Consider the following 5456-nt stretch of genomic DNA (forward strand, 5'->3'; position numbering starts at 1 on the left):
AATAATTTGTCTTTAAATCCCATATTTTCACTTTTAATAAGTTAATTGATACGTTAAAATCTATTTAAGAAACTAATATTACTTTTAAATTTAATATTATTTATATGTATTGACTTAATCAAACATCAGTTTTATTAGACATTCATTATATTTCTTAATTAAAACATTTTATTTAATTTAGTTTATTAAACCAAAGTTTTACTAAACTGAAGAGATTAATCTCTCCTTCGAATAGGTGATATTTTTACAATAGTCAAATTCATAAGGGATCCTATAATCCAATAGAGCTTGCCTTTTGATTCCATTTTTAAACACATTTGAAGGGGGATAATATGGATGGCAGCTTGCGTAGATTGTCAATTAGCTATTTTTTATATTTTTTATTCGTTGCAAATGGTACTGTTAAAATCAAAGATCTAAAGAAAAAAGGAAACTACAACGCAGTTATCAAGTTTGCAGGAAACAAATACTACAAAGCAACAAGCAAAAAAGCAAAAATAACCATAAAATAAGTGAATCAAATTCACTTATTTTTTTTCTTTTTCTTAATGTTTAATTTAGTTCATTAAAAATAGTTTTACGAAACACTCTAAAAAATCAATAAAAAAAGATTTAAAAATAATTAAAAAAAAAAGTAAAAAAAAGAATTAATAAAAAATATTATAATATTTGTTTATTAATCAATTCAGCATTCAAAATAGAAGCGCCAGCAGCACCTCTAATTGTATTATGTCCTACAAGAACATATTTGAAGCTGTTATCAAATGCTTGATCTTTTCTGACTCTACCAACGGTCGCAGCCATACCACCATAAGCCATTCTGTCCATTCTTGGTTGAGGTCTGTCATCTTCCTCTTTGACTATGACAGGTTGTTCTGGAGCGGAATGAAGACCTAATTCTTGAGGAAGTCCTCTAAAGTCAGCCATTGTCTTTTTGATTTTATCTGTGTCTACCTCATCATCAAGCTCAACGAATACTGCTTCAGTGTGACCGTCAATAACAGGAACTCTGTGACAGGATGCACTTAATGAGAAGTTTGCTGGTTTTACTTCCCCACCATCAAGTGAACCTAAAAGATGTAATGTTTCGCTTTCCATCTTTTCCTCTTCACCGCCAATGTATGGAACCAAGTTATCTACAATAGCCATTGAAGGAACACCATTATAACCTGCTCCTGAAACAGCTTGCATGGTAGATACATAAATTCTGTTAATGTTGAAGTTGTCATAAATTGGCTTTAATGTCAATGTCAAGGCAATGGTTGAACAGTTAGGGTTAGTTACAATGAAACCATCCCAGTTGTTGTTTTTCTGTTGTGCTTCAATCATGTCCAAGAATTGTGGGTTGACTTCAGGAATCACTAAAGGAATGTCCTTTTTCATACGCATCGCACTAGCATTTGATGCCACAACAAAATCCTTTGCAAATTCTGGCTCGACTTTTGCAGCAAAATCAGCAGGAAGTGAAGAGAACACTATTTCAACATCCTTATCCATCTGTGCAGGGTCAGTTTCAATTACAGTAATGTCTCTTACAGATTCAGGCATTTCACTATTCATATACCAAGTGGTAGCGTCTTCATATTTTTTGCCTGCAGATCTTCCAGATGCTGCAAGTGCAGCAATTTCAAAATCAGGATGATCAGCCAACAATTGGATGAATCTTTGACCTACCATTCCAGTTGCACCAAGTACACCTACTTTTACCATTTAAATCATCTCAATAATTATAATTTTATTTATTTTTTTCTAAAAGAAAGAAGAATTAAAATTAAATTCCTAAAACATCAGACATGTCATTTACTTTTCCAGGTTCTGCTGAACCTACGAATCTTAAAGCTCTGATAACACCAGCAATGAATACTTCTCTAGTATGTGCCATGTGTTTTACTTCTAATCTTTCACCATCGCCAACATACAATACAGTGTGGTCTCCTACAATGTCTCCACCACGTACAGCATGCAATCCGATTTCCTCTTTGGTTCTTTTACCTACTTGACCTTGTCTGCCATAGACTCCCACTTCTTCAGGGTCTCTTTCCAAAGCATCTGCGATAACTTCAAAAGCGGTCATAGCAGTTCCGGAAGGAGCATCTGCCTTTTGATTGTGGTGAGCTTCAATAATCTCAATATCAAAGTCATTCAATATAGGAGTCAAGTCCTTCAAGACCTTAAAGAATACATTTACTCCAATTGAGAAATTAGAGGAAATAACTGCTTTGATGTTCTTTTCCTTGATTACATCTGCATTTCCCTGTGCTTGCTCTTCAGTAAAACCAGTTGTTCCAACAACAAGGTTTACTCCACAGTCAGCAGTTCTTTTAATGGTTTCAACAGCAGCAGGAGCAATGGTAAAGTCAACTAAGACTTCAGCTCCAGATTCTTTCAATGCTTTTTCCAAATCCTCTGAACCGACAATAGGAACTCCAATATTACCGATACCTGCTTTTTCACCAGCATCTACACCTGCTAAAGGGGTGTTTGGCATTTCAATAGCAGCTACAACTTCCATATCATCCTGCTCTGAGATTTTTCTTATAATTCCGGAGCCCATTCTTCCAGCAGCTCCAGTTACAGCAACTTTTATCATAATATCATCTATTAATTAATTTGGTTAATATTAAAAAATTCAAAAAAATAATATTAGAAAATAGGAACTTGCCCTAAATTCCAAATAAGAAATAAAATTATATAATTCCAGCATCTTCCAATGCTTTTCTTAAGATTGCTTTGTTCTCTTCCAACATAGGAACTAAAGGTAATCTTAATGGACCTGCAGGCATTCCCATCATTTTCAATGCTTCTTTTGCAGGTGCTGGGCTGGTTTCAATGAATAAAGCTTTGATCAAGTCATATTGTTTGTAATGCAATTCCATCGCTTTATCATAGTCACCGTCTAAGATGCAGTTTACCATTTGAACCATAGTTCTTGGGTCGATGTTTGCAGATGCACTGATTACTCCTCTTGCACCAATGGACATTAAAGGAAGGGTCAATTCATCGCTACCAGATAAGATTACAATTTCATCTTCCAATCCTTCATCCCTTAAGAGTTTCATGGTTTTGGATGCTTTGTCAACATCAGAGGAAGCTTCTTTCAATGCAGAAATGTTGTCCACTTTTGCAAGTTCCACAATGGTTTCTGGAGCCATATCCAAACTGGTACGGGATGGAACATTATAGGTGATCAAGTCAATGTCCACTTGATTTGCAATTTGGGTATAATGTTCAATTACACCGTGTTGTTGTGGTTTGTTGTAATATGGAGTGATTAAAAGAGCCATGTCTGCTCCAGCATCATCTGCATATTTAGTTAAGTCCAATGCTTCAGAAGTTGCGTTACTTCCAGTTCCAGCAATGGTGGTTACTCTGCCATTTGCTTCATCAATCATGATGTCAAGAACTTTTCTGTGTTCTTCATGGGATAAAGTAGCAGATTCACCAGTGGTACCTGCAGCAACTAAACCGTCTACATCCTGTTCAATCAACCAGTTAATATTTTGTCTGTATCCTTCTTCGTCTATGGATCCATCCTCAAGCATAGGAGTGACCATAGCAACAGCTGTACCTTCAAAACGCATAATAACACCTTATTTACTATATAATTGTTTAATTTATAATTCTAATTTATAATTTTGATTTAAGTTTTATTTTTAATTAAATTTTAATTTTTAAAAAGTCATAGCAATTTCAATACTTAATCCATTAAAGTTCGTAGAAATAAAAACCAAATATTTTTACGAAACCCCAATGATTGCATTGGAATTAGTTACAAAAAACGATAGAAGCAAATTACTTCCCTTTAATGAAAATAAAAGCAAATGCCTCTTTATAAGATTAAAATAATAAAAGCGAGAGTTATAAAACTCCCTTTATTAAATCGTATGCTACCTTACCATCTTCCCAGTTAATAAATAAGACAATTGCAGTTTGGGAGGATGAGATTTCAACGATGTTTATGTGTGCTTCCTTAAGTGGATTAGTGATTTCAGTGATTACTCCAGGAGTTTCAATAAAGTCCGGATTAATCATGGTTAACATAGCAATGTCCCTACCTAAGGATATTGAACTTAAACTGTCTTCAGCAATGACTAAGTTGTGCAATAAATGATATGCTTCATCAGCATCACATTTATCCAAGAATAAGGTAATTGAATTTTGACCTGCAGAAATACCATAAATGTTAATGTTAGCTTCCGCTACTAAAGTGGTCATTTTTGCAAGGAGCCCAATTTGATTGAGCAAATCCTCTCCAACCAAAGCAACTACAGATATAGGTTCCGGATGCAAACATACTGATTTGTTCATGGAATCTTCAAAGGGACCTACAATCTCAGTCCCAGGGTCAGACAAATCACCTTTTTCAAAGCTAATAATCTTTGCTTTTATTTCAGGATCTTTAAATCTTAAAGCATGAGGGTGTAAAACTTGTGCTCCGTGAGTAGCTAAATCTCTCATCTCTTCAACAGAGATGTAATCCAATTTTTCAGCTTCATTGATTTTTCTTGGATCAGTGGACATTACTCCATCCACATCGGTAACGATGATCACATTATCTGCATTTAAGCAATGACCTAATAGGAATGCAGTTACATCACTTCCACCTCTTCCTAAGGTGGTGACTTCTCCATTTTCAGTTCTTCCTAAGAATCCACAGACAACTGGAATAATTCCTTGCTCTAAAAGTCCTAAAAGTCCTTGAGATTGCTCTTCAGTTCTTTCAAAATCAATTTGAGCTTTTCCATAGTTGTCATCAGTTATGACAGGCCATAAATCATGACTTGGGTCTATGTATTCAGATTTTACGCCTAAGGATTCCAAGACTGATGAAAATACTCTAATGCTGGTTCTCTCACCCATGGATAAAATTTCCGCCAATTGCTTTTCGGTTACTTCTTTTCCAATGGATTCATCAGCAATAGTTACTAAATCATCAGTAGTCTTGTTAATAGCTGATACAACAACCACAACCTTCTTTCCTTCCATATATGCATTTACGATAGATTGTGCAGCTTTTCTAATTCTTTGTCCATTTCCAATCGAAGTACCGCCAAATTTGGCCACAATTAATTCCATTTGTTTACACACCTTTTAAATAAATTAAAAATTAAAATAATATTTTCACAAAATTATATTTTAAACTATCATCCATTATTATATATTATAAAATGGTATTTATAAATTTATTTATTTGCTAATGATTTTTTTAATAAAAATTACTTATTTTTTAATAAAAATCCATTAGAAATAGTTAATATGGTAAAATAACCAATTTAATAAATTTATCAAAAATAAATTTAGATCATAAATGGAAAAACAGTTAAAAAATTTATAAAAATAAGTAGAAGATTAAAGTTAATTAATCTTAAAAAAAGTAAAAAATAAAATTAAGCTTGGTTTGCTTGTTGTCTTACTAATCTAGTAATGTAACCAGCAATTTTATTTCTTAAGTGTTT

General features: G+C 33.5%; 5 protein-coding genes. 1 reads left to right on the forward strand and 4 read right to left on the reverse strand.

What is annotated here, in order from left to right; all coding sequences use genetic code 11:
* The first annotated feature begins 332 nt into the window (after positions 1 to 332).
* Positions 333 to 512 (forward strand): hypothetical protein, encoded by a 180-nt coding sequence (locus ACKI67_RS05195; protein ID WP_407462359.1) that lies wholly within the window; start codon positions 333 to 335, stop codon positions 510 to 512.
* Between the two features lie 148 nt (positions 513 to 660).
* Here ACKI67_RS05195 and asd read toward each other — a convergent pair whose 3' ends face one another.
* From asd to ACKI67_RS05215, 4 genes are all read right to left on the reverse strand, one after another.
* Positions 661 to 1710 carry an aspartate-semialdehyde dehydrogenase gene (gene asd, locus ACKI67_RS05200; protein ID WP_407462360.1) on the reverse strand — a complete coding sequence of 350 codons (1050 nt, stop codon included), beginning with the start codon at positions 1708 to 1710 and terminating at the stop codon, positions 661 to 663.
* Positions 1711 to 1771: 61 nt separating this feature from the next.
* Positions 1772 to 2590: a 4-hydroxy-tetrahydrodipicolinate reductase gene (gene dapB, locus ACKI67_RS05205; protein WP_407462361.1), complete on the reverse strand. Its 819-nt coding sequence runs from the start codon at positions 2588 to 2590 to the stop codon at positions 1772 to 1774.
* A 97-nt stretch (positions 2591 to 2687) separates the two neighbouring features.
* Positions 2688 to 3581 carry a 4-hydroxy-tetrahydrodipicolinate synthase gene (dapA, locus tag ACKI67_RS05210; RefSeq protein ID WP_407462362.1) on the reverse strand — a complete coding sequence of 298 codons (894 nt, stop codon included), beginning with the start codon at positions 3579 to 3581 and terminating at the stop codon, positions 2688 to 2690.
* A 277-nt stretch (positions 3582 to 3858) separates the two neighbouring features.
* On the reverse strand, positions 3859 to 5076 hold the full coding sequence (locus ACKI67_RS05215; RefSeq protein WP_407462364.1) for an aspartate kinase: 1218 nt from the start codon (positions 5074 to 5076) through the stop codon (positions 3859 to 3861).
* Positions 5077 to 5456 lie beyond the last annotated feature (380 nt).

The sequence above is a fragment of the Methanobrevibacter sp. genome (genome assembly GCF_045577275.1).
GTDB lineage: Archaea > Methanobacteriota > Methanobacteria > Methanobacteriales > Methanobacteriaceae > Methanobrevibacter.

Excerpts from the sequence above, each read along its gene's own strand:
- dapB (WP_407462361.1), bottom strand. The coding sequence starts at position 2,590 with ATGATAAAAGTTGCTGTAACTGGAGCTGCTGGAAGAATGGGCTCCGGA.
- ACKI67_RS05215 (WP_407462364.1), bottom strand. The coding sequence starts at position 5,076 with ATGGAATTAATTGTGGCCAAATTTGGCGGTACTTCGATTGGAAATGGA.
- ACKI67_RS05195 (WP_407462359.1), top strand. The coding sequence starts at position 333 with ATGGATGGCAGCTTGCGTAGATTGTCAATTAGCTATTTTTTATATTTT.
- dapA (WP_407462362.1), bottom strand. The coding sequence starts at position 3,581 with ATGCGTTTTGAAGGTACAGCTGTTGCTATGGTCACTCCTATGCTTGAG.
- asd (WP_407462360.1), bottom strand. The coding sequence starts at position 1,710 with ATGGTAAAAGTAGGTGTACTTGGTGCAACTGGAATGGTAGGTCAAAGA.